Here is a 20,254-nt window from a genome sequence, read left to right on the forward strand (position 1 = left end):
CCCTCAGATCTGGTCCAGGCCGTATTGGCGCAAGCGCTCCAGGTCCAGCACCTTGATCTGGTTGTAGGCCAGCGCCAGGATGCCCTGGTCGGCCAGCGTCTGCAGCGCCTGGTTGACCCGCTGGCGCGACAGGCCCGTCAGATAGCCTAGTTCTTCCTGCGAGATCGCCAGCGTCAGATCGGTGGACGGATACAGCTGCGGATTGAACAGCTGCGCCAGCGACTGCGCCACGCGCGCGTCCGCATCCAGCAAACGGTGGTTCTGGATGGAAGCGATGAACTCGCCCATGCGGTTGTTCAACTGGCCGATGACGAAATGCGAAAAAGGCAGGCTGGCCGACAACAGCGCATGGAAGGTGGCCGTAGGCACCAGCAACACCAGCGACGGCTGGATCGCCACCACGTCGTACTTGCGCAGTTCGCGCTTGATGACGCTGCCCTCGCCGAACCAGCCGCCCGGCGGCACGCCCGAAAAGGTGCAGCTGCGGCCCGATTCGTTGTAGATGGCCAGCTTCAACAGACCCGTGTGCACGCCCAGCCAATAGTCCGACGGCGCATTGCGCCGCGCGATCCAGGCGCCGTTGGGCACGTGTTCGGCGCGCGCGGTCGCCAGCACCAGATCCTGGTGGCGGGCCTCCAGCGCGGTAAACCAGGCACAGGATCCGAACAGGCCGGCCAGTTCCTCGGCGGAAACGATGTTTGAAACGTCGGACATGGGAATAACTGTGTAAAACTTGGGGAAGCCAGGTCGGCCGGCCGTCTGTCATGCAGGTGACAGACAGCATTTTCGGCGGCCCCGTAAGCTAGGGCAAGCGACGGGGATCAAACTCCCCGCACACGGATAAGGGACGCCTGCGCGTCCCAACTGGAGACAAGCATGAGCGGTATGTTCGACCGCGGCCTTGAGCGCCGCGAAGCCAACTACGAAGCCCTGACCCCGGTGGATTTCATCGCGCGCGCAGCCCAGGTCTATGGCCAGCGGCTGGCCATCGTCCACGGCGAGGTGCGGCGCAACTGGGCCCAGACCTACGAGCGCGCGCAGCGCCTGGCCGGCGCGCTGGCGCAAGCCGGCATCAAGCGCGGCGACACCGTGGCCGTGATGCTGCCCAACATTCCCGCCATGGTCGAAGCCCATTTCGGCGTGCCCATGCTGGGCGCGGTGCTCAATACCCTGAATACCCGCCTGGACACCCCCAGCGTGCTGTTCATGCTGGGCCACGGCGAAGCGCAGGCGCTGATCGTGGACACGGAGTACGCCGAACTCGCCCAGCGCGCCCGGGCCGAATTCCCGCACCTGAAGCTCATTTCGGTGCACGACCTGGAAACCGCCCCGGCGGAGCTGCCCGGCGCGGTCGATTACGAAGCCTTCCTGGCCGGCGCCCCAGCCCGCTACGACTGGAAGCCCCCCGCGGACGAATGGGACGCCATCGCACTGAATTACACGTCCGGCACCACCGGCGATCCCAAGGGCGTGGTCTACCACTACCGCGGCGCCTACCTGAACGCCATCAGCAACATCCTCGAATGGGACATGCCCAAGCATCCGGTCTATCTGTGGACCCTGCCGCTGTTCCACTGCAACGGCTGGTGCTTTGCCTGGACGGTCGCCGCGCGCGCCGGCGTCAACGTGTGCCTGCGCAAGTTCGATCCGCAGACCGTGTTCGACCTGATCCGCAATGAAGGCGTCACCCATTATTGCGGCGCGCCCATCGTGCAGAGCGCGCTGGCCAACGCGCCGGCCGAACTGCGCGCCGGCATCGACCACACAGTGCGCACCATGGTGGCGGGCGCCGCGCCCGCGCCCGCCGTCATCGCCAAGATGCGCGACATCGGTTTCGAATTGACCCATGTGTACGGTCTGACCGAAGTCTATGGACCCGCAGCCGTGTGCGCCCGCCAGGAAGCCTGGGACGCGCTGGACGAGGAAGAACGCGCGCTGCGCAATGCGCGCCAGGGCGTGCGCTACCACCTGCAGGCGGGCGTGTCCGTGCGCGATCCCGACACCATGGAAGAGGTGCCGGCCGACGAGCAGACCGTGGGCGAAGTCATGTTCCGCGGCAACATCTGCATGAAGGGCTATCTGAAGAACGAACGCGCCACCGAACAGGCTTTCGCCGGCGGCTGGTTCCGCACCGGCGACCTGGGCGTGATGACGGCCGACGGCTACGTCCGCATCAAGGACCGCAGCAAGGACATCATCATTTCCGGCGGCGAGAACATCTCCAGCATCGAGGTGGAAGACGCGCTCTACCGCCATCCCGCGGTGGCGGCGGTGGCCGTAGTGGCCATGCCCGACCCCAAATGGGGCGAAACCCCTTGCGCCTTCGTCGAACTCAAGCCCGGCTGCACCGCCACCGCCGAAGAGATCATCGCGCACTGCAAGCTGCTGCTGCCCGGCTTCAAGGTGCCGCGCGCGGTGCGCTTCGGCGAACTGCCCAAGACCTCCACCGGCAAGATCCAGAAATTCGAACTGCGCGCCGCCGTCGGCGCGACCAAGGCCATCGACGTGGCCGGCCCCGGCAAGGCCGGTTGAATCCCACGTTTCCATCCCATCCAGGAGCTCCGACGCCATGACGTACCAAGCCCCCGTGAAAGACATGCTGTTCGTGCTGAACCACCTTGCGGGCCTGCCGCAAATTGCCGCGCTGCCCGGCTTCGAGGAAGCCACGCCCGACACCACCCAGGCCGTGCTGGAAGAATCCGCCCGCTATGCCGGCGACGTGCTGGCGCCGCTGAACCATGCAGCCGACCGCGAGCCCAGCTCCTGGCGCGACGGCGCCGTCACCACTTCGCCTGGCTTCAAGCAAGCCTTCGACATGTACGCGGAGGCCGGCTGGCAAGGCATGACGCATCCGGTGGAATACGGCGGCCAGGGCCTGCCCGGCCTGATCGGTTCGCCCTGCTCGGAAATGCTGAACGCCGCCAACCTGTCGTTCGCGTTGTGCCCGCTGCTGACCAATGGCGCGATCGAGGCGCTGCTGACGGCGGGTTCGCCTGAACTGAAGCAGCGCTTCATCGAGCCCATGATTTCCGGACGCTGGACCGGCACCATGAACCTGACCGAGCCACAGGCAGGCTCGGACCTGGCCATGGTGCGGTCACGCGCGCAACCCGTGGGCGACGGCACCTACCGCATCTCGGGCACCAAGATCTTCATCACCTACGGCGAACACGATCTGGCCGAGAACATCCTGCACCTGGTGCTGGCGCGCCTGCCCGACGCGCCAGAAGGCGTCAAAGGCATTTCGCTGTTCCTGGTGCCCAAGTTCCTGGTCAACGAAGACGGCACGCTGGGCGCGCGCAACGATGTCCATTGCGTGTCGATCGAACACAAGCTGGGCATCAAGGCCAGCCCCACCTGCACGCTGCAGTTCGGCGACGCGGGCGGCGCGCTGGGCTATCTGGTGGGCCAGGAAAACCGCGGCCTGGACGCCATGTTCATCATGATGAATGCCGCGCGCTACGCGGTAGGCGTGCAGGGCGTGGCCGTCGCCGACCGCGCCCACCAGCACGCGCTGGCTTATGCCGCCGAGCGCGTGCAGAGCCGCCCGGTGGACGGTTCGTCCAAGGACGCGGTGGCCATCATCCAGCACCCCGACGTGCGGCGCATGCTGGGCACGATGCGCGCCCTGACCGAGGCCGGCCGCGCGCTGGCCTACTACACCGCAGGGCATGCGGATCTGGCGCACGCCAGTCCGGACGCCGAAGCCCGCAAGCGCCATCTGGCAGTGCAGGAATACCTGGTGCCGATCGTCAAGGGCTGGTGCACCGAGATGTCCATCGACGTGGCCAGCCTGGGCGTGCAGGTGCACGGCGGCATGGGCTTCATCGAGGAAACCGGCGCGGCGCAGTACTACCGCGACGCGCGCATCCTCACGATCTACGAAGGCACCACGGCGATCCAGGCCAACGACCTGGTGGGCCGCAAGACCCTGCGCGACGGCGGCGCAGTCGCCCGCGCCCTGCTGGCGGAAGTCGGCAAGATCGAAGCGGCGCTGGAAGCCCGCAGCGAATCCGCTGCCCGCCTGATGTTGACGCCGCTGCGCCAGGCCCGCGCGGCGCTGGCCGACGCCATCGACTTCGTGCTGGCCAACGCCGCCAGCCGTCCCAACGCGGTGTTCGCGGCCGCCGTGCCTTATCTGCTGCTGGCGGGCACCACGTTTGCCGGCTGGCAGATGGCTCGGGCGCTGCTGGCGAGCTTGGATCTGCGCGAGGAAGATCCTGTTTTCCACGATGCAAAGATCGCGACTGCGCAGTGCTATGCGTTGCATAAGCTGAGCCAGGCGCCTGGGTTGGCGGCGGTGGTCATGGGGTCTGGGGAGTATGAGGTGCAGCCGTAGCTGTTTGTGGTGCGTTACGGGCCCTTGATACATGAGGGTCTCTTTGGCGATAGGCTTCGGAGCCGCGTTCCGGTGCTTCGTAGGCCGCCCGTCGGCGCGGGCGCCTGAGTGGCGGGCGCCCACGATTGCGGTCCGGAGCGTTCGCTCCGGACTGCCCCATCCTCATCCTCGTCACCGCCTTCGGCGGTTCCTTCGGATTCCGTCGGGCGCATCGAGGTTGCCCGCCACTCAGGCGCCCGCGCCGACGAGCTACTTGAATCTTGGATTGGGGCGCTGCTGGAGCCGTGGGCAGGGACGATGCTTGTGTTGCCCGTCATTCTCGGCCGCGCGGGCGGCCGAGAATGACATACGTGATTTCTTGAATTTCGATTGTGTTCGCTTGCGCGGATGCGGTGACTGATTTGCTATTGATCCCCAGCACACGGGGGAGTGGGCGGTGATGGGTGGCGCGCGGCGAATGGCCGCTTGCGCATGCAGACCTGGACGCGCGCCACCCATCCGGCACCTGCGTTGAAATGACGATTGCTGGCCGACCCGTGCGCTTCGCCATCAACCCGAACACAGCACCCACCATATTCAAACCTGGTTCTCGCCAACCGCACGCGTCATCACGAGAACGCCCCCGTCACCCGCGCGCAGCGCCATCGCGCGACGCAAGATACAGCGTAAGCCCCAAGAGGCCGCCCGCGCGGCCGGCCTGGGGCGGGCCCCGCAAAACACACCCCCCCCCCACCGACCGTGGCCAGAACGCCAAGCACACCGCCCGCCCCAGCGCCCGTGAAGATTCAAGCAGCCGAGCCAGTCGCGGCGTGGGCTCGCGATGCGCGGGGCGTCGATAAGCCCGAGGGAATCTGAAGGAGTCGCCGAAGGCGAGGACGAAGATGACGAAGGGGAAGTCCGGAGCGAAGGCTTCGGACCGCAATCGCAGCCCCGCGCATCGCGAGCCCACGACGCGACTGGCGTCTAAAGAACCCCACGACGAGCATCCTGAGAACCAACGGCCAAACGCTCACCACGCGGCAACGTCACCGCCCAGAACGCCAGCGCCACAACACTGATACCCGCCCCCAGCAAACACACCCCAAGCCACCCCGCCTGCGCATAAACCGCCGTCGAAGCGATAGACCCCAACCCGCTCCCCACCGCGTAGAACATCATGTAGCCACCGACCAATCGACTATGCGCCTGCGGATTCACGCTGAAGATCATGGTCTGATTCGTCACGTGCAGCGCTTGCAAGGCGATATCCAGGACCAGCACACCCAACGCCAGCAACCACAGACTCTGATTCAGAAAGGCAATCGGCACCCAGGCCAGGCAGAGCAACGCCAGGCCCACGGCCGTGGTCCGCTCGCCTTGCCCGCTATCGGCCAGCCGCCCTGCCCGCGCCGCCATCAGCACGCCCGCCACGCCCACCAGCCCGAACGCGCCCACCGCGCTGTGCGTCAGCGAATGCGGCGGCGCGCTCAGGGGCAGCACCAGCGCGGTCCAGAAGGCGCTGAAGGCAGCGAACATCAGCAGCGCGATCATGCCGCGCACGCGCAGCATGCGCTCGGTAGCCAACAGGCCGTAGAGCGAGCGCAGCAAGGCCCAGTAACCCATGTCCACCGCGGGCAGCCGGCGTTGCGGCAAACGCCGCGCCAGCACCACCGCCAGCACGGCGGCCAGCGCAGCGGACACGACGTAGACCGCGCGCCAGCCCCACAGGTCCGCCACGGCCCCGGCCAGCGTGCGCGCCAACAGCAGGCCGATCACCACCCCGCCTTGCGCGGCGCCGACCACCCGGCCGCGCTCGCCCGGCGCGGCCAGCGCCGCGGACAAGGCCAGCAGGCCCTGTGTCATGGCCGTTCCCAGCAAGCCCAGCGCCACCATGCCCATCAACAGCCAGGGCGCGCCGGCCGACAGCGCCACGGCCGCCAAAGACAGGACCAGCAGCGCCAGCTGCCCCAGCATCAGGCGCCGGCGGTCCAGCAGGTCGCCCAGCGGCACCACGAACAGAAGCGCCAGCGCGCAGCCCAGTTGGGTGGCCGTGACCACGATGCCTACCGCGCCTTCGGCGATGCCGAACTCTCGGCCGATGGCGTCCAGCAGGGGCTGGGCGTAATACACGTTGGCCACGCTCAGGGCGCAGGCCACCGCCAGCAGCATCACCAGGGACCAGGGCATCGGACTTGGGGGTGCGGAATCGGCGGGTTCTGGTCGGGCTGACATCTCTTGCTCCATTCTGGTTGCTTTATAAAACCAGAATAATAGTTTTCGAGGTTTTATAATGCAACCGAAATTTCGATACGCCAGCCATCACCGCCTTTCCCTCAGCAAGGATCCGACATGGTCAAACGCACTAGTCTCGAAGGCGCCGCCTGCCCGGTGGCACGCTCCCTGGACGCGATCGGCGACTGGTGGTCGCTATTGATCGTGCGCGACGCCTTCGATGGATTGCGGCGGTTTGGCGAATTGCAGAAAAGCCTGGGCGTGGCCAAGAACATCCTCAGCGACCGGCTGCGCACGCTGGTGGCGCACGGCATCCTCGAAGTGGCGCCGGCCTCGGACGGCAGCGCCTACCAGGAATACGTGCTGACCGACAAAGGCCGGGCGCTCTTTCCAGTAATCGTGGGCTTGCGCCAATGGGGCGAAGACCACTACTACGGCGCGGCCGAACCCCATTCCACGCTGATCGACCGCAAGCGCGGCCAGCCCGTGCGCAAGCTGGAAATCCGCGCGCAGGACGGCCGCCTGCTCGGGCCGGACGATGCCGTGGTGCAGAAGACCGCCCTCCCGGGCTAGGTCGGGGCTATGCAGCCCCCGCGGCCGGCCATTGCCCAGTCGCCAGCGCGGTGGGCGAGTACGAGTCGAAGCGCCAGCGCAAGGCCAGCGCGCCGGGCCGGCGCACCACGCGCCGCACATGCACCCGCCACAGCCGTTCGGCGCCCTCGAACTGCGCGATCTCAGGGCTGTCCAGGATGACTTCAGCAGCGCCCGTCAACTGCAGCACGTCGCCGCGCTCGAAGTCGATGAACAGCAGTCCGGCGCGCGGGTTGAGCACCATGTTGCCCAGGGTGTTGAAAAAGCGGTTCCCGGAAAAATCCGGAATGGTCAGCACGTCGCCGTCCACCCGCACGAAGCCCGGCTTGCCGCCGCGGTGCGAGACGTCGACCTTGCGGCCGCCCTCGTCCGCGTAGGTCGCCACGAAAAACGTGTCGGACCGGGCGATCAGCGCCCGCGCCGCGGCGTCCAGCGCGGTGCGCTCATTCGGCGCGCCCGGAAAGCGTAGCGCCGGCGAACGCGAAAACTGGAATTCCCGCGCCTGGATGTATTGCGGGCAATTGCCGAAGGACTGCGTCACCGCCACCTCGAAGCGCTTGCCGTCCCAGGTGGCGATGCGGCCGTTGGCGCGGTTGCGTCGGCGCGTGTGCAGCTCGATTCCCAGCAGGCCCACCTGCTGGTCCATCCCCAGGCCGGCCAGCAGCGGATCGTCGGCATCCGGCACGGCGGACACGCGCAGGCTGCGTGGATCGGGCGAGGACACGAAGCCGGGCAGGCCTTCCAGCACGCCGGCCCAGGGATCGCCCTGCCCGTCCACCGCGCCGGCAACAAGAAACGGCAGCTGCTCGAAAAACAGGCGGTGCTGGTCCGGCATGTAGTCGCGGATGACTTTGGGTCCGGTCACCGCCATGCGCTCGGCGATCCCGACGTGGTGTTGCAACAGGCGTTCGCCCGCGTGCCAGGGCGACGGCGGGAGGGCGGCAGGTTCTGCGATGGCCATGGCGTACTCCTTGAGGGCGGCGCCTGTCCTCAGGCGGCCAGCAGGCCCACCGGCGACGAGGCCATGGGCACGAAACGCGGCAGGCTTTCGATGCGGCCCAGCCAGGCGCGGACGTGCGGATAGGCCTCCAGCGACACATTGCCTTCGGGGGCATGCGCCACATAGGCGTAGCAGGCCACGTCCGCAATGGTCGGCGTCGTGCCCGCCAGGAAATCCCGTACGCCCAGTTCGCCGTCCATGACCTTGAGCAAGGCATGGGCGCGGGCCAGCGTGCTGTCCACGTCATAGGCCGCGCCGAACAGGGTCACCAGGCGCGCAGCCGCCGGGCCGATCGCCAGCGGACCGGACGCCGCCGACAGCCAGCGCTGTACCGCCGCCGCCCCGGCCGGGTCTTCCGGGAGCCAGGCCTGGCCGCCGTAGCGCTTGGCCAGGTAGACCAGGATGGCGGTCGAATCCGCGACCACCACCCCGCCGTCGTCGATGACCGGCACCTGGCCGAAGGCGTTCAAAGCCAGGAACGGCGGGCGCTTCTGCTCGCCGCCGCGCAGGTCCACATCGACCTTGCGGTGGGGCACATCCAGCAGGGACAGCATCAGGGCGACGCGATGGGCGTGGCCGGACAAGGGAAAACTGTAGAAGGTCAGCGTAGGGGTATGGGCGGTTTGCATGAGCGGGCTCCAAGTCGGATTCGGACTCCATCTTGGGCCGGCGCCGGGCTCGCGTGAACGGCCAGCGCCGGCAAGACACTCTTGCAGCGGATGAAAGAAAGAGGACGGCCGCCCCGTCCCTTCAATGCCTGCGTGCGGGCGCGTCCGAGGAACGGGTCGCTACGCCGGCAGCGTCGCCAGGTCGCGCCGCAAGGCCTCGACGCAGAACTCCACGAAGCTGCGCACCTTGGCCGAACTCTTGCGGCCTTCGGGGTACACCAGGTGGACCGGCAGCGGCGGCAGTTCAAAGTCGCGCAGCACCACCTCCAGGGCGCCGCTGGCCAGGTGCCGCGCCACCTGGTAGGACACCACCTGCGTCAGCCCCCAGCCCTCGCAGGCCGCGAGCACCGCGGCCTGGAAGGACGTGACCGTCAGCTGCGAATCGACGCGCAGGCTGCGGGGCTGGCCGTCCTGCTGGAAGCGCCATTGCGGCGTGCGGCCCTCCATGGCGGCGGTGACCGTGCAAAAGCGCGGCAGGGACTCCAGATCCTGCGGCACGCCGTGTTCGCGCAGGAAGGCGGGTGCGGCGCAGACCACGCGGCGTACCTGCCCCACCGGCACCGCAGTCAGCGTCGAATCCGGCAAGGCGCCGATGCGCACCGCCACGTCCACGCGTTCGTCCAGCAGGTTCACCACGCGGTCCACCAGCAGCGTGCGCACGGAGACTTCGCGATGCGCGCGCAGATAAGCCAGCACTGTCGGCATCACGTGCAATTCGCCGAAGAACGCCGGCGCCGTGATGCTGAGCGCGCCCCGCGGCGCGGCCATCGCGCCGGCCACGGCATCGTCGGCCTGTTCGACTTCGTCGAGGATGCGGCGGCAGTCGTCGGCATAGCGCTGGCCGGCCTCGGTCAGTCGCAGGCTGCGCGTGGTGCGCACCAGCAGCAACGCGCCCAACCGCCGCTCCAGCGCCGACACGCTGCGCGTGACGGTCGGCGCGGACATTTCCAGCCGGCGCGCGGCCGCGGCGAAACTCTGTGCCTCGGCCACCGCCAGGAACACGCTCATTTCATGGAATCGATTCACGCCTCGCGGCCTCCGCGCTGATTTTCGGGAAGAGAGTAGAAGCGCGTGCAGGGGCGCGTCAATCCAGTTACAGAGGATATGAGCCGCATGCTTCCCGGCCTCATGCTTGAGCCTCGAACTCCTTGCGCAACCACCCCAGGAAAGCCTTGACCGGCGGATGGCGTTCGCGGCCCGGCGCGCACAGCGCGGTGTAGGCCGCCCCCGCCACCCGCACCTCAGGACGATACGCCACCAGGGTACCCGCCGCCACGCTGTCCGACACCATGACGGAGCTGGCCAGCACCAGTCCCTGGCCGGCAATGGCGGCCTGCAGGGCATAGTGCTCTTCCTCGTAGGCATGCAGCGCCGCCGGCTTGCGCCAGGACGGCAGGCCGGCGGCCTCGCACCAGTCCTGCCAGCCCTGCTCGTACAGCTGCGAATCGCGCCAGCGCACGGTCACCAGCGACGGCGCGCGCCTGCCCGGACGGGCGGCCAGCGTCGGCGCGCCATAGACGCCGAACCATTCCTGCAACGAGCAGGCGGCGTGCAGCCCGGGCCAGCGCGCCCGGCTGTAGCGGATGGCCAGGTCCACGCTGGCGTCGCGCAACAGGTCCACCGCTTCGGCGCTGGTGTTCAGGTTCAGTTGATATTGAGGAAACGCCGCGTAGAAGCGGCCCAGCCGCGGCACCAGCCACAGGGCCGCGAACGAATGTGTGGTGGACAGGGTCAGCGCGCCCGAGGCCGGCGCGGCGCGCAAGGCGTCCAGGGTCTGCGCCACATCGAGCAAGGCGCCGTGCACGCCGGCAAAAAGGCGCGCGCCCTTCTCCGTCAGGCGCACGCCGCGCGGCACGCGTTCAAAAAGCGCGTAGCCCACGTGCCGCTCGAGCGCCTTGACCTGATGGGACACGGCCGTGGCAGTGACCGCCAGTTCGGCCGCGGCCAGTTTGAAGCTGAGCAATCTGGCAGCCGCCTCGAAGGTGCGCAGCGCGGTCACCGGTAGCGTGGCAAACATGGATTCCTGGCCCTATGGATGAAATCAATTCATCATATTCAAGGATTCATCATTTGTCGCCTTTCAGCCGCCAGGACAGAATTTTCCTCACCACATGGAAACGTCCATGCCAACAAGAGGAATCAAACATGAATTCAGATCATCCCCACAAGCGCCTGCTGATCCTGGTCGGCAGCCCGCGGCGCGACGGCAACAGCGCGGCCCTGGGCGCGGCTGCGCTGCGCGGGGCCGAGGCGGCGGGCACCCAGGCCACGCTGCTGTTCCTGGACGACTACGTCCAGGCCTTTTTGCCGGACTTGCGGCGCTCGCCCCCGCCGACCGACCGCTATTCCGAGCTGTTCCTGGAACACTTCCTGCCGGCCGACGGCGTGCTGATCTGCACCCCGATCTACTGGTACGGCATGTCGGCGCAGACCAAGGCGTTCTTCGACCGTTCGTTCAGCCACTATGCCGGCCAGGGACCCGAACCGGAACGGGTCAAGCAGCGCATGACCGGCAAGCGCCTGGGCCTGGCGGTGGCATCCGAGGAAACCTACCCCGGCGCGGCGCTGGGCATCGTGCACCAGATCCAGGAATACGCGCGCTATACCCATTCGGATTTCGTCGGCTACGTGCACGGCGCCGGCAACCTGCGCGGCGAGATCGCGGCGGACCCGCGCCAGCCGCTGCAGGCGGCGGCCGAACTGGGCACCACGTTCTTTACCCGCAAGTACTCGGACTACCGGGTGGAAACGCCGCGCGCCCGCAATGTCTGGGAGCCTGCCCCTGCGCTGCGCAGCACGCCGGGCGTGCTGCCGTAGACCTGCTTGAACACGCGGGTCAGATGGGCCTGGTCGGCGAAACCCACGGCATGCGCGGCGTCGGCCAGCGCCAGGCCGTCGCGCAGCAGCGCCCGGGCCCGCGCCACCCGCCAGTTGCGCAGCCAGGCCAACGGCGGCAAGCCGTAGCGCCGGGCAAACTGCTTGACCAGCGTGGTGCGGTGGCGGTCCTGCGCCACCGCCAGGGCCTCCAGATCCGGCGCGCAGGCTGGGTCCGAGGCCATACGCGCGCGCAGCAGCGAGCAGACGTCGGACGCGTCGTCTGCCGCCGCCGTACGGGCTTGCGCATGTGCCGCCAGCAGGCCGAACAAGGCGGCGGAGAGGCGTTCGCGGCGCTGCGCGTCGGCGATGGGATCGGGCGTGAGCGCGTCCAGCCAGGCCTGGCAGAGCGCCGGATCGCGAATCACGGGACCGGCCAGGCTGGCCCCGCCCGCAAACAACGTGAGTTCGTGATCCCTGAACCAGTCCGGATCGATATAGGCCATGCGGTACCCCAGCGGCGCGTCCGAGGTGCCCCCGGTATGGACCTGACCGGGCGCAATCACCACCAGATCGCCCTCGCCCGCGGCCTGCGGCGCGCCATGCACGGTGAAGGCGCAACGGCCCTGCGCGATGGCGCCGATGGACCAGGCGTCGTGGAAATGCGGCGCATAGCGGTAGCCGCGCAGGTCTGCGATCAAAACATCGCCGGGCAGGCCGGCGCCGCAATGCCAGATATGTTGGGAAACCGCCATGAACAAGTGAGGATGTAGCGCCTAGCCGAAGTAGCTCTGGTCCGATGTCAGCGTGCGGGCCAGCAGCCACGCGTTGCGGGGATTCTCGCCCACGCGGCGCACGGCATACGGCCACCAATCGCCGCCGAAGGGCAGATAGACCCTGACGTTATAGCCCAAACGGCGCAACGCGAGCTGCCAGTCCGGACGCACGCCATAGAGCATTTCGAATTCGAAGGCTTCTGGCGGCCAGCCGCGCTCCCGCGCCAGCTCCAGGATGGCGCCGGCCAGGCGGTCGTCATGGGTACCGAAAACGGGCTGGAAGCCGGACTCCAGCGCCTCGCGCGACAGCATGATGGCGGCGGCGTCCAGATAGGCCTGGTCGATGCGCGCGCGGCCGGCGTGGTCCAGCGCGCGCTCCGGAAACGCGCCCTTGACCAGCCGCAGCGAGGTGCGCTGACGGATCGCCCAGGCCAGGTCCAGCGGCGTGCGGCGCCGCCGCGCCTGCAGTGTCAGGCCTGCCGGCATGCCGGCTTGCAGCAGTTCGCGATGCAAGGCGCAGGTGCGGTCGCAGAGGGGGGAATCCTCCATGTCCAGCACCATCCAGTCGCGCCCCAGGCCGACCGTCCGGCGCGCCGCCAGGCCGATGCGCCGGGCATTGTCCCGGCCCAGCGCGTCGTCGCGCATATAGCCGATGGCGGTGGGATCGACTGACACGTGCACGTCCAGCCCTGCGTGCTCCAGCGCCCGGCAGGCGCCGAGCGTCTGGGCCACGTTGTGCTCGATGGCCTCCGGATCGTCCACGTACTCGCCCAGGTAGAAGAGCGAGGCGCGGATGCCGTGCGCCTCGCGCAGCCTGGCGGCCGTGCGGACCGCGGCGTCGACGTCCGCGCCGCCGACGAAACGGGCCGCCAGCGACGTGCGGGCCGCCATGGCACGCATCGCCCGCCCCACGCCCGGGCTGCGCGCCAGCGCGATCGCCGTTCTCTGGAACATGCTCATGGGCTCTCTCCCTATAAAGAGAGCCACTGTGCCGGTACGGCGCGCGCCCGTCTTGAACGCCAGTGAAACTTCCTAGTCCAGCGCCAGCGTGCGGGCGCGACCGAACAGCGGGCGCTGCACCGTCTGCGCCAGCAGCACGCCGGCCAGCGTCACCGCGCCGCCCAGCAGGTGGTACATGTGCAGTTGCTCGCGCAGCATGACGAAGGCGGCCAGCGCGGTGAACAGCGGCAGCAGGTTGATGAAGATGCTGCAGCGGTTGGGCCCCAGCCGCTGCACGCCTTCGATCCACAGGAAGGACAGCAGCACCGACGAGAAGATGCCCGCGTACAGGATCAGCGGCACCGTGTTCATGTCCAGCGCAGCCTGCGCCGCCGGCACGCGCAGGTACAGCGGCAGCATGTAGAGCAGCGCGAAGATCGATTGCACGAAGGTGGACTGCCAGGCCGGCAGCGGCACCTTCCAGTGGCGCAGCAACACTCCGTACAGCGCGTAGGACAAGGCAGCCAGCAGCATCAGGCCGTCGCCGACGTGGATGCCGTGCTGGAACACGCTAAGCATGTCGCCCTGGCCCACCAGGTACAGCAGGCCGAGGAACGACAGCGCGCCGCCAGCGGCCATGCCCAGGGTCAGCGGATCCCGCAGAATCACCACGCTGAGCAGCATGCTCAGCAAGGGAATCAGCGCGGTCAGGATGGCCATGTTGGTCGCCGTGGTGGTTTCGGCGGCGCGATAGGACAGCGCCTGGAATACCGCCGACGACAGGGCGCCGTACAGCGCCAGCTTGGGCCAATGGCGCAGGATGGTCTTGCGGTTGCGCCAGGCCGGGCCGGCCGTGAACAGGCCCATCAGGAACAGGGCCAGCACCAGCCGGTAGAAGGTGATGGCAGTGGGCGAGATGGCGCTGGCGGCCATCTTGGAGACGATGACGTTGCCCGCCCAGAACAGAATGGCGAACAACGGAAACAGGTAGGACATGGTGGTTGCGCTCGGAGGATGAGGGATGGTCTCCGGCCGCTTGCGGCGCCGCTTGGGGCTACGCAGGCGGTGGAGTATCGCTATCCTATTGAGCGCGATCCAGTCCGTCTGCCGATGAAAAGGCAGTCACTATCGCAAAATGGACATCGCCGCATCAGGGGCGGAATGGCGCCGGATCCAGCGGCAGCTCCAGCCCGCCCATCTGGGCCGTCAACAGCGCGGCGCTGCCGCAGGCCAGGGTGAAGCCCAGCGCGCCCTGCCCGATGTTCAGCCACAGGTTGTCGGCGGCATGGCTGCGTCCGATCAGCGGCTTGCTGGTGGGAGTGGCCGGACGCAGCCCCGCCCAAGGCGCCGCCTGGCGCAGGTCCAGCGCCGGAAACGCCTCGTGCACCTGGCGCTTGAGCAGCCCGATGCGCGCCGTGTCGATGCCGGCATCGGCGCTGCCGATGTCGACCATGGCAGCGATCCGCAGCACGCCGCCCACGCGGGCATAGACGATGCGCCGTTCGTAGTCCGTGACGCTGATGCGCGGCGCCACCGAGTCGTCGTCCTCGGCCAGCGGCACGCTCAGGCTGTAGCCCTTCAAGGGATACAGCGGCACGTCATGGCCCAGCGGCTTGAGCAGCGCGCGCGTGCCGATACCGGTGGCCAGCACGATGGCGTCAGCGCCGATGTCGCCGTCGCGCGTGTTCACCGCCACGATGCGGCGGCCTTCGCGCTGCAGGCCCGATACCGGATTGGACATGACGCATTGCACGTTGGCCATGGTCTGCAGGCGGTCGAACAGCGCCTCGGTGAACTGGCGGCAGTCGCCCGCTTCTTCGCTGGGGGTGTAGATGGCGCCGGCCAGGCTTGCGCCCATGCCGGCCAGCGCGGGTTCCAGCGCCAGGGTCTGCGCCGCGTCCAACACCTGCTGTTCAGCGCCGAGGTCGGCCTGGTACGCCACCAGCGCGCGCGCCTTGTCCAGCAAGGCCGGACTGCGGTAGGCGATGAGCTTGCCGTTCTTCAGATGGCCGAAATCCAGGTCTTCCTGCTCCAGCAGCGAGTGCATGACGTCCCGGCTCAGATAGGACAGGCCAGCCAGTTGGACCGTGGAAGCCTTGGCCACCGAGGCCCGGCACGCCAGCGCAAATTGCAGGCACCAGCGCCATTGATGGGGATCCAGCCTGGGCCGGAAACGCAGCGGGGAGTCCTCGCGCAGCAGCCAGCCCGGCACGCTGGGCAGCACGCCCGGACCGGCCAAAGGCGCCACGTAGCTATAACTGAGCTGACCGCCATTGGCGTAGCTGGAGACCTCGGCCGGACGCGCCTGGCTGTCCACCAGCACCACGTCATGGCCCTGGCGCGCCAGGAAATAGGCCGACGTGACGCCCACGACGCCAGCGCCGATTACGCAAACCCGCATACTCTTAGATCCAGAAAGACAGGGACACGACGCTATTCTGGGACGCGCCCCGCCCGTCCGGCAAATGCCAAACTCCGCAGGGTCCATAACAAAACATCATGCCCCGCCTCAGGCGGCGCGATGCAGCTTGATGATGGCGGCGGCCGTGGGATCGCGCACCAGGTCGGCCAGGGTGTAGCCGTTGAGCGCCTCGTAGAAGGCCTGCAAGGTCTGCGCCAGCACGCCGGACAGCCGGCATGCGCCGTCCAGCGCACAGGGAGGTTCGCGGCAGTCGATCAGCGGCCCCTGCTGCTCCAGCTGCTGGATCAGGTCGCCCAGCCGGTAGCGGTCGGCGGACTGCGACAGCCGCAGGCCGCCGCCCTTGCCGCGCGAGGTGCTGACCCAACCCTGCTGCGCCATGAAGTGCACCACCTTCACCAGATGATTGCGCGACACGCTGAAGCGGTCAGCGATCTCCGGAATGGTGACGGCGGCGGACCGGTCGCGGCATTGCGTCAGGTACATCAGGACGCGCAGGCCGAAATCGGTGAATCGGGTCAGTTGCATGGCTGGGACGAAAGGGATGGACGCTGGCGGCCCGAAAGTTCAGGCCGCCAGGATACACCGCTCAGGCGGGCGCGCCGCCGCTGCCGAAGGCTTCGGCATGGATACGGTCGGCGGGCACGCCCAGGCCGGTCAAGGCTTCGCGCTGCGCGCGCATGAAGCCGGCCGGGCCACACAGGTAGTAGTCCGCGCCAGGCACGATGACTTCGTCGCGGATGGCGTTCAGATCCACCCGGCCGGCGTAGTCGTAGTCGCGGCCAGGTTGGTCGCCGTGGCCGACCTCCTCGTAGAACACCGCCTTGCGCACGTTGGCGCGTTCGGCGGCGATGCTGTTGACGTGATCGCGCATGGCGTGGACCGAGTTGTTGCGGCAGCCGTGCACGAAACGGATCTGGCGCTCGTCGTTCAACCCCACCAGATGGTTCAGGATGGAGACCATGGGCGTCAGGCCCACGCCGCCGCTCAGCAGCACCACCGGCGCGCTGCCTTCCTCGCGCAGATGGAAGTCGCCCTGGGGCGGCGCCACGTCCAGCACCCCGCCCTCTTCCAGGCGGTCATGCAGGGCGTTGGAAACCCGGCCGGCCGGCGTATCGGCGCCCGCCGCTTCGCGCTTGACCGAGATGCGCAGGCGGTCCTGGCCCGGCGCGTCCGACAGGCTGTACTGGCGCGGCTGCATCAGGCCCAGTTCGGGCACGAACACGCGCACCGACACGTACTGGCCGGGACGGTAGGCAGGCACTTCGCCGCCATCGGCCGGCGCCAGGTAGAAGGACGTGATCTCGGCGCTTTCACGCTGCTTGCCCACCACGCGGAACGCGCGCCAGCCCGTCCAGCCGCCCGGCTTGGCGGCCGACTCCGCGTACAGGCGCGCCTCTTCGGCGATCAGCAGGTCGGCCAGTTGGCCGTAGGCTGCGGCCCAGGCCGCCACCAGCTCTTCCGTGGCTGCCTCGCCCAGCACTTCGCTGATGGAGGCCAGCAGATGCTTGCCCACGATCTGGTAGTGCTCGGGCCGGATGCCCAGGCTGACATGCTTGTGCACGATGCGCGTCACCACGGGCATCAGCACGGAAGGATCGTCGATATGCTCGGCGTAAGCCGCGACCGCGCCGGCCAGCGCCTGCTGCTGCTCGCCGCCAGCCTGGTGGCCCTGGTTGAAGACATGCTTGAGCTCGGGGTTGTGCTTGAACATGCGGGCATAGAAATGCTTGGTCAGCGCGACGCCGTGCGTCTTGAGAACGGGCGCCGTGCCCTTGACCAGGGCGCGGATTTGGGGACTCAACATCAACTGCTCCTTGTGGCGCGATCGGAATCGCCATTAAACATGCATTTATAATACATCTTTAAATGCCCACTGAAAAACCCCGGGCGATTCAATCCGGCCCGCTGGCCCATGCGCCCAGGATGGCAAGCGGCGGTAACACGCAATCGGTCCCCGCGCGCCATTGGGGACGCGTGGCGCCGCCAGCCTGTCCGCGCCACGCCACGGACGCGATCCAGTCCTCGCCCAGGCGCCATGAACAGGCGCGCCACTGCCCCGGCGGCGCACGCAGGCGCCATTCCGCCTTGCCGCCGAAGTCCAGGCCTACCGAAGCCATGTCCGCAGGGAAATCCAGTCCGGCCGCCTTGATGAAGGCTTCCTTCAGTGTCCACAAGAGATAAAAGCGTTCCAATTGGGCTGCGCCTTCCAGGCCAGCCAGCGTGGCTTGCTCGGCCGGCGCGCATACCCATTCGGCCAGGCGCAAGACCTCGCGCGGCCGCACTCGCTCCAGATCGGCGCCCAACTGCCACCCGGCCGGGGCGGACGCGCAGACCGCGTGGCCGCCGCTGTGGCTGAGCGACAGGGTCGCAGGCGGCATGGCCTGCCTGATCTCTTGCAGCAAAGCCCTGCTGACCCGCCAATCGAGCTGCGCCTTCGGGCTGCGCAGCGCTTGAGCGCGCGCGGCGTCCTCGGCTGACAGCTCCTGGCTGCGGTAACCCGCAGCCGCGCCTTTGTCCGCCCACCAGATTAAAAGTTCCTGAACGTTCACGGGAGAAAGTAACAAATAGCAAGCTGAAGTGTAAGAAACAAAGGAAATATTGTGTATTATGTAACGTTTTAAATCAAAATGGCCTGACATCGCCATAGTAGAATCGCGCGCTATGTTGACGTTTTCGATCGCGCAATGGCAGGGTTGGGCGCAAGGAATCGATGGCCCCGGCGACTGGTTGAAATGGGCCGAACATCCGTTCTGCCCGATCGGAAATCAGAATCCGCCCCGCCTGGACTTCCTGCCTCCCTTGCAACGCCGCCGCCTGAGCCCGCTGGCTCGCGGGGTGTTCGAGTGCGCGTGGCCGTTGGCCGAGGGACGCCCGCCCATGCCGCTGGTGTTTGCCTCCCGCCATGGCGAAACCACCCGCAACTTCGGCCTGCTGCAAGCGCTGGCGGCGCACGAACCCCTGTCGCCCACGGCCTTCGGCCTGTCGGTCCACAACGCCATCGCCGCGCAGTGGTCGATCATACGCCGCGAGACCACTGAATCCGTGGCCTTGTCGGTGGAAGACGACGGCCTGGAGCACGCCTGCATCGAGGCGTCGATGCTGTTCGACGCCGGCCACCAGGACGTGCTCGTGGTCCTGGCCGAGGAACGGCCGCCCGCAGCTTACGCCCCCTGGGTGGATGACGCGCCCTACGCTTATGCGGTCGCCCTGCATCTGCAGCCCGGCGCCGACTGGACCTTGGCCCTGGCCCCGCAGGCGCCGGATGCCGCCGACAGCGCGCAGGCCTGGCCCAATCCCCTGAACCTGCTGCGCCAGCTCTTGCTGCGCACGCCCGACTGGCGCCACGCCAACCGCTCCCGACTATGGACCTGGACACGCACGGCATGACTAGCGCCACGCCTCCCCGGCAGGACTTCTGGCTCTGGCGTCTGTTCGCCACCGGCATGGCCTTTACCCTTTTCGGGCTGGGCGGCGTGCTGCTGCGCGTGCTGGTGTTCCCGCCCCAGCGCTTGCTGCCCGGCGACAAGGCGGACCGCCAGCGCCGCGCGCGCGGCGCGCTGAACGGCACCTTCCGCCTGTTCATCCGCTTCATGGTCCGCACCGGCATCCTGACCGTGGAATTCAAGGGCGCCGAACGCCTCGGCAAGCCCGGACAGATGATCCTGGCCAACCACCCTTCGCTGCTGGACGTGGTGTTCCTGGTCGGCCACGTCAAGAACGCCAACTGCATCGTCAAGCACGGCCTGGCCACCAACCCGTTCACCCGCGGACCGGTGGCCAATGCCGGCTACATCACCAACGACGAAAGCTTCGACATGTTCGACCGCGCCGCCGACGTGCTGCGCGCGGGCGAAACCCTGATCGTCTTTCCCGAAGGCACGCGCACGCCGCGCGACGCCATGCCGCGCTTTCATCGCGGCGCCTGCGCCATCGCGCTGCGCGGCGCGCGCGTGGTCACGCCCGTGGTCATCAGCATGAATCCCCGCAGCCTGACCAAGGGCGAGCCCTGGTACCGGATTCCGCCCTGCCGCATGCGCTATGTGATCCGCGTGGGCGAGGACATCGATCCCGCCTCCTGGAGCGGCGCGCATCCGCTGCCCATCGCCGGACGCAAGATGAACGATTACCTGCACGCCTATTTCGAAGCCGAGCTGGCGCCCGCCGCGCCTGCCGGCGCCATCATGAATGAACAACCGCCTCGGGCGGTGGAAGTGGAGTCCTGACCGGATGAACCAACTGGAATTTGAACTCAAGACCCTCGTCATCGACTCGCTGGGCCTGGAAGACATCGCGCCCGACGATATCGACAGCGACGCCCACCTCTTTGGCGACGGACTGGGGCTGGACTCGGTGGACGCCCTGGAGCTGGGCCTCGCGCTGCAAAAGCGGTACGGCATCACCATCGATCCCGAGACGCGCAACATGCGCGAGCATTTCGCCAGCATCGCCAAGCTGGCCGAGTTTGTCACCGCGCAACGCCGCGCCTAAAGGATA

General features: G+C 67.9%; 20 protein-coding genes. 7 read left to right on the forward strand and 13 right to left on the reverse strand.

What is annotated here, in order from left to right:
* Positions 1-3: 3 nt before the first annotated feature.
* Positions 4-714: a Crp/Fnr family transcriptional regulator gene (locus HV766_RS29170; protein WP_054458159.1), complete on the reverse strand. Its 711-nt coding sequence runs from the start codon at positions 712-714 to the stop codon at positions 4-6.
* Between the two features lie 162 nt (positions 715-876).
* On the opposite strand from HV766_RS29170, the gene HV766_RS29175 reads away from it, so the two are divergent.
* The gene (locus HV766_RS29175; protein WP_175182303.1) at positions 877-2,532 is read left to right on the forward strand and encodes an acyl-CoA synthetase; all 1,656 of its coding nucleotides are present in this window, start codon (positions 877-879) and stop codon (positions 2,530-2,532) included.
* Between the two features lie 37 nt (positions 2,533-2,569).
* The gene (locus HV766_RS29180) at positions 2,570-4,339 is read left to right on the forward strand and encodes an acyl-CoA dehydrogenase (protein WP_175182304.1); all 1,770 of its coding nucleotides are present in this window, start codon (positions 2,570-2,572) and stop codon (positions 4,337-4,339) included.
* Positions 4,340-5,302: 963 nt separating this feature from the next.
* Here HV766_RS29180 and HV766_RS29185 read toward each other — a convergent pair.
* Positions 5,303-6,550, reverse strand: coding sequence for an MFS transporter (locus HV766_RS29185; protein WP_175182305.1), 1,248 nt, complete (start codon positions 6,548-6,550; stop codon positions 5,303-5,305).
* 117 nt (positions 6,551-6,667) lie between these two features.
* On the opposite strand from HV766_RS29185, the gene HV766_RS29190 reads away from it, so the two are divergent.
* Positions 6,668-7,123, forward strand: coding sequence for a winged helix-turn-helix transcriptional regulator (locus HV766_RS29190; RefSeq protein WP_054458163.1), 456 nt, complete (start codon positions 6,668-6,670; stop codon positions 7,121-7,123).
* Positions 7,124-7,130: 7 nt separating this feature from the next.
* Here HV766_RS29190 and HV766_RS29195 read toward each other — a convergent pair whose 3' ends face one another.
* The 4 genes from HV766_RS29195 to HV766_RS29210 all read right to left on the reverse strand — a co-directional run bounded on the left by HV766_RS29195 (position 7,131) and on the right by HV766_RS29210 (position 10,826).
* Entirely contained in the window at positions 7,131-8,102 is a 972-nt protein-coding gene (locus HV766_RS29195) for a pyridoxamine 5'-phosphate oxidase family protein (protein ID WP_175182306.1), read from the reverse strand.
* A 29-nt stretch (positions 8,103-8,131) separates the two neighbouring features.
* Positions 8,132-8,770: a glutathione S-transferase family protein gene (locus HV766_RS29200; protein WP_175182307.1), complete on the reverse strand. Its 639-nt coding sequence runs from the start codon at positions 8,768-8,770 to the stop codon at positions 8,132-8,134.
* A gap of 159 nt (positions 8,771-8,929) precedes the next feature.
* Entirely contained in the window at positions 8,930-9,835 is a 906-nt protein-coding gene (locus HV766_RS29205) for a LysR family transcriptional regulator (RefSeq protein WP_175182308.1), read from the reverse strand.
* A gap of 100 nt (positions 9,836-9,935) precedes the next feature.
* The gene (locus HV766_RS29210) at positions 9,936-10,826 is read right to left on the reverse strand and encodes a LysR substrate-binding domain-containing protein (RefSeq protein ID WP_054458167.1); all 891 of its coding nucleotides are present in this window, start codon (positions 10,824-10,826) and stop codon (positions 9,936-9,938) included.
* Between the two features lie 128 nt (positions 10,827-10,954).
* On the opposite strand from HV766_RS29210, the gene HV766_RS29215 reads away from it, so the two are divergent.
* Entirely contained in the window at positions 10,955-11,626 is a 672-nt protein-coding gene (locus HV766_RS29215) for a flavodoxin family protein (RefSeq protein WP_175182309.1), read from the forward strand.
* On the opposite strand, the gene HV766_RS29220 is transcribed toward HV766_RS29215, so the two are convergent.
* The 7 genes from HV766_RS29220 to HV766_RS29250 form a co-directional block, all read right to left on the reverse strand.
* Entirely contained in the window at positions 11,545-12,378 is an 834-nt protein-coding gene (locus HV766_RS29220) for a helix-turn-helix transcriptional regulator (RefSeq protein ID WP_054458292.1), read from the reverse strand. The two genes, HV766_RS29215 and HV766_RS29220, sit on opposite strands and share 82 nt — an antisense overlap.
* Positions 12,379-12,399: 21 nt before the next feature.
* Positions 12,400-13,359, reverse strand: a complete 960-nt coding sequence (locus tag HV766_RS29225) for a proline dehydrogenase family protein (RefSeq protein WP_175182310.1) — start codon at positions 13,357-13,359, stop codon at positions 12,400-12,402.
* Positions 13,360-13,431: 72 nt separating this feature from the next.
* Complete coding sequence (locus HV766_RS29230; protein WP_054458170.1) at positions 13,432-14,334, reverse strand: DMT family transporter; 903 nt, start codon at positions 14,332-14,334, stop codon at positions 13,432-13,434.
* Between the two features lie 154 nt (positions 14,335-14,488).
* Complete coding sequence (locus HV766_RS29235) at positions 14,489-15,739, reverse strand: D-amino acid dehydrogenase (RefSeq protein ID WP_054458171.1); 1,251 nt, start codon at positions 15,737-15,739, stop codon at positions 14,489-14,491.
* Positions 15,740-15,847: 108 nt separating this feature from the next.
* The gene (locus HV766_RS29240; RefSeq protein ID WP_175182311.1) at positions 15,848-16,285 is read right to left on the reverse strand and encodes an Rrf2 family transcriptional regulator; all 438 of its coding nucleotides are present in this window, start codon (positions 16,283-16,285) and stop codon (positions 15,848-15,850) included.
* A gap of 61 nt (positions 16,286-16,346) precedes the next feature.
* The gene (gene hmpA / locus HV766_RS29245) at positions 16,347-17,564 is read right to left on the reverse strand and encodes an NO-inducible flavohemoprotein (RefSeq protein WP_054458173.1); all 1,218 of its coding nucleotides are present in this window, start codon (positions 17,562-17,564) and stop codon (positions 16,347-16,349) included.
* An 88-nt stretch (positions 17,565-17,652) separates the two neighbouring features.
* Positions 17,653-18,138 carry a 4'-phosphopantetheinyl transferase family protein gene (locus HV766_RS29250; RefSeq protein ID WP_225589213.1) on the reverse strand — a complete coding sequence of 162 codons (486 nt, stop codon included), beginning with the start codon at positions 18,136-18,138 and terminating at the stop codon, positions 17,653-17,655.
* A gap of 283 nt (positions 18,139-18,421) precedes the next feature.
* On the opposite strand from HV766_RS29250, the gene HV766_RS29255 reads away from it, so the two are divergent.
* The 3 genes from HV766_RS29255 to HV766_RS29265 are packed head-to-tail and all read left to right on the forward strand — an operon-like array spanning position 18,422 to position 20,248.
* Entirely contained in the window at positions 18,422-19,147 is a 726-nt protein-coding gene (locus HV766_RS29255) for a beta-ketoacyl synthase chain length factor (RefSeq protein WP_175182313.1), read from the forward strand.
* Complete coding sequence (locus HV766_RS29260) at positions 19,144-19,983, forward strand: lysophospholipid acyltransferase family protein (protein WP_119451677.1); 840 nt, start codon at positions 19,144-19,146, stop codon at positions 19,981-19,983. The genes HV766_RS29255 and HV766_RS29260 overlap by 4 nt, the downstream gene beginning before the upstream one ends.
* A gap of 4 nt (positions 19,984-19,987) precedes the next feature.
* On the forward strand, positions 19,988-20,248 hold the full coding sequence (locus HV766_RS29265) for a phosphopantetheine-binding protein (RefSeq protein WP_054458177.1): 261 nt from the start codon (positions 19,988-19,990) through the stop codon (positions 20,246-20,248).
* Positions 20,249-20,254: the final 6 nt, after the last annotated feature.

Source organism: Achromobacter aegrifaciens, assembly GCF_902859735.1.
Classification (GTDB): domain Bacteria; phylum Pseudomonadota; class Gammaproteobacteria; order Burkholderiales; family Burkholderiaceae_B; genus Achromobacter; species Achromobacter aegrifaciens.

Coding starts and splice junctions, on each gene's coding strand:
- HV766_RS29210 (WP_054458167.1), bottom strand. CDS start 10,826: ATGTTTGCCACGCTACCGGTGACCGCGCTGCGCACCTTCGAGGCGGCT.
- HV766_RS29175 (WP_175182303.1), top strand. CDS start 877: ATGAGCGGTATGTTCGACCGCGGCCTTGAGCGCCGCGAAGCCAACTAC.
- hmpA (WP_054458173.1), bottom strand. CDS start 17,564: ATGTTGAGTCCCCAAATCCGCGCCCTGGTCAAGGGCACGGCGCCCGTT.
- HV766_RS29225 (WP_175182310.1), bottom strand. CDS start 13,359: ATGAGCATGTTCCAGAGAACGGCGATCGCGCTGGCGCGCAGCCCGGGC.
- HV766_RS29195 (WP_175182306.1), bottom strand. CDS start 8,102: ATGGCCATCGCAGAACCTGCCGCCCTCCCGCCGTCGCCCTGGCACGCG.
- HV766_RS29215 (WP_175182309.1), top strand. CDS start 10,955: ATGAATTCAGATCATCCCCACAAGCGCCTGCTGATCCTGGTCGGCAGC.
- HV766_RS29230 (WP_054458170.1), bottom strand. CDS start 14,334: ATGTCCTACCTGTTTCCGTTGTTCGCCATTCTGTTCTGGGCGGGCAAC.
- HV766_RS29235 (WP_054458171.1), bottom strand. CDS start 15,739: ATGCGGGTTTGCGTAATCGGCGCTGGCGTCGTGGGCGTCACGTCGGCC.
- HV766_RS29220 (WP_054458292.1), bottom strand. CDS start 12,378: ATGGCGGTTTCCCAACATATCTGGCATTGCGGCGCCGGCCTGCCCGGC.
- HV766_RS29170 (WP_054458159.1), bottom strand. CDS start 714: ATGTCCGACGTTTCAAACATCGTTTCCGCCGAGGAACTGGCCGGCCTG.
- HV766_RS29260 (WP_119451677.1), top strand. CDS start 19,144: ATGACTAGCGCCACGCCTCCCCGGCAGGACTTCTGGCTCTGGCGTCTG.
- HV766_RS29190 (WP_054458163.1), top strand. CDS start 6,668: ATGGTCAAACGCACTAGTCTCGAAGGCGCCGCCTGCCCGGTGGCACGC.
- HV766_RS29265 (WP_054458177.1), top strand. CDS start 19,988: ATGAACCAACTGGAATTTGAACTCAAGACCCTCGTCATCGACTCGCTG.
- HV766_RS29180 (WP_175182304.1), top strand. CDS start 2,570: ATGACGTACCAAGCCCCCGTGAAAGACATGCTGTTCGTGCTGAACCAC.
- HV766_RS29200 (WP_175182307.1), bottom strand. CDS start 8,770: ATGCAAACCGCCCATACCCCTACGCTGACCTTCTACAGTTTTCCCTTG.
- HV766_RS29255 (WP_175182313.1), top strand. CDS start 18,422: ATGTTGACGTTTTCGATCGCGCAATGGCAGGGTTGGGCGCAAGGAATC.
- HV766_RS29185 (WP_175182305.1), bottom strand. CDS start 6,550: ATGTCAGCCCGACCAGAACCCGCCGATTCCGCACCCCCAAGTCCGATG.
- HV766_RS29240 (WP_175182311.1), bottom strand. CDS start 16,285: ATGCAACTGACCCGATTCACCGATTTCGGCCTGCGCGTCCTGATGTAC.
- HV766_RS29250 (WP_225589213.1), bottom strand. CDS start 18,138: ATGCCGCCTGCGACCCTGTCGCTCAGCCACAGCGGCGGCCACGCGGTC.